The organism is Mesorhizobium sp. M1E.F.Ca.ET.063.01.1.1, assembly GCF_003998155.1.
Classification (GTDB): domain Bacteria; phylum Pseudomonadota; class Alphaproteobacteria; order Rhizobiales; family Rhizobiaceae; genus Mesorhizobium.
On sequence record NZ_RZSC01000902.1, the window covers coordinates 1 to 2,137 of the forward strand.

The window sequence follows — 2,137 nt, forward strand, 5'->3', positions numbered from 1 at the left end:
GATCTCGGCGACCACATCGCCCTCTGCATGTTCCAATGTCATGGCGCGAAAGCTCCATGTTCATCGGCCTATTGCAAGGTGCCTTGGTGCAACGCTTACCCTGTAAGGTGAACGGCATCAGTCCGGAAGCCTCTCTCGCCGACCTGATCGGCCGCGTCAGGGACCATCCGGCCAATCGCATCGACGAGCTTCTCCTCTGGGACTGGCGCGCCCGATCGGGCACCAGACTGGCGGCCTGATCGTAACTGCGATCACCCGGGTCTACACCTTCCCGCTCGCCGCCGAAATGCCCGGCCAGGATGCCGAACTGCTGTGGAGGTCTATGCCCACATGGCACCGGAGGACGGTTGCCTCTGGGTCTACGGGCCCGACGACCATCAGATCCCCGCCTTCACAGACTTCGGCCTCGAATGCCAGACCGACTTTATCCGCGAGCACAAGCCAATCGCGGCAGCGGTCAAATCGAGGGCCGGTAAGAGCCCTGGGTCATGACCGGGCGCTTACCGATAAACCACAAGCAGGGTGGGTGAGGTACAAGTCTTCCATAGGACGGATTGTCAGAGTTGGCCTTGGCAAAATGGGCATGCGGATTTAAGCCGTCGGCGCCCACGGCGGTGGATCGAACTGGCGGCCCTCTTAAGCGCAAGTCACCTGCACGAATAGGCGACGGTAAGGGTACACTTCACGAAAGTAGTTTCAGTTCGTTCAGCATGCAAGGCGCCGCGGAACTGCGCGAGCATTTCTCTATGTCCGGGACAAGTTCGGTTCGCTCATTTTTTGCCTTCGTCGCTGTGAGCAGAGAGCGCAGCTGTGTCAATATCGATTGATCTTCCAGGCCGTGATGGACGGATTGAGGGGGCAGAGCTGCCCCCGTACTGGTAAACTTTTCCCAAATTCAAACCACTCACGGCATCGGGGCTGGAAATCATGCCTTGAATTCCTGAAAACAGGGCGCGCCGGGTGATGACGCCCGCCGGCTCCCCGCCGTCGTAGACTGCGATCAGATCGCCGCCATCCGCAGCGGTGCTGACCACAGCGGAGAGCTTGTCAGTGGTTTGCACGCGGGGGAGCGCCTGCATTTTCTTTTCAGAAAGCGTCGCTATGCTGTCCCGCGGCTGCATGATCTTCCTGGCAGTGACAAGATTGAGCAGCGAAATGCCTGACACGAAATCAGCGACATAGCGGTCCTTGGGTGCGGTGACGATGTCTTCCGGCGTCCCCACTTGAACGAACTTCCCATCCTTCATGATCGCAATACGATCGCCCAGGCGAATGGCCTCATCGAGGTCGTGTGTGATAAACACCGTTGTTTTCTGGACGACCTTCGCGAGATCTAGGAACTGCTGTTGGAGCTGGCGGCGGATCAACGGGTCGAGCGCTGAAAACGGCTCGTCCAGTAAGAGGATCTGCGGATCTGCCGCCATGGCACGCGCAAGCCCCACCCGCTGCTTCATCCCGCCCGAGAGTTCGTCCGGGTAACGCTCGCCCCAACCGCTCAAGTCAACGAGCTTGAGGTTTTCTTCCGCGACGCGGCGGCGCTCCTTGCGTGATTTGCCTCGGAGTTCGAGACTGAGGGAAACATTGTCGTAGACGGTGCGGTGCGGCAGGAGCGCCATGTGCTGGAACACCATGCCGACCGTCTCTGAGCGAAGGCCCCGGAGTTCAGATGGCGAAAGTTTGTTGATCGCAGTTCCGCCGATCCGAACTTCGCCTGCGGTTGGTTCGATCAGCCGATTGAGATGGCGGACAAGCGTGGATTTCCCCGAGCCGGACAGACCCATGATGCAAAAGATCTCGCCGGGCGCGACTGAGAAGGACACATCGGCCACACCCAGAACGCAGTCGAATTCTTCAAGGACTTGCCTCTTGCTGAACCCCCGATCGCGCGCCGCCGCGAGAGCTTCCCCTTTGCGCGTGCCGAAAATCTTCCACAAGCCAGAGCAGACGATGGCGGGTACGGTCATGTGCGGAACTCTCGATACTGTGTTGTGCCTATCTTCTGACAGTAATCGGCCGGCGGATGCCGTCGGCCGATTCTAAACCTCAGAGCCTCACTTGGCAGCCTTGGCTTCAGCGATCCACTTGTTCCAGTCGGCGTGATGAGCGGCGATCCAGTCGGTTGCATGTTTCATGACCT

At 59.3% G+C, this 2,137-nt stretch carries 1 protein-coding gene and 1 pseudogene; one reads left to right on the forward strand and one right to left on the reverse strand.

The window, feature by feature from the left end; translation table 11 throughout:
• Positions 1-104: 104 nt before the first annotated feature.
• A pseudogene (locus EOA29_RS41830) lies at positions 105-239 on the forward strand (transposase domain-containing protein); the annotation flags it as partial.
• Between the two features lie 531 nt (positions 240-770).
• Here the strand turns inward: EOA29_RS41830 and EOA29_RS34035 are convergent.
• A complete protein-coding gene (locus EOA29_RS34035; RefSeq protein WP_127222237.1) occupies positions 771-1,964 on the reverse strand; it encodes a glycine betaine/L-proline ABC transporter ATP-binding protein in 1,194 nt (397 codons plus the stop codon).
• Between the last annotated feature and the right edge of the window lie 173 nt (positions 1,965-2,137).

Bases quoted from the DNA above. Each gene is read 5' to 3' on its own strand.
- EOA29_RS34035 (WP_127222237.1), bottom strand. From the start codon at position 1,964: ATGACCGTACCCGCCATCGTCTGCTCTGGCTTGTGGAAGATTTTCGGC.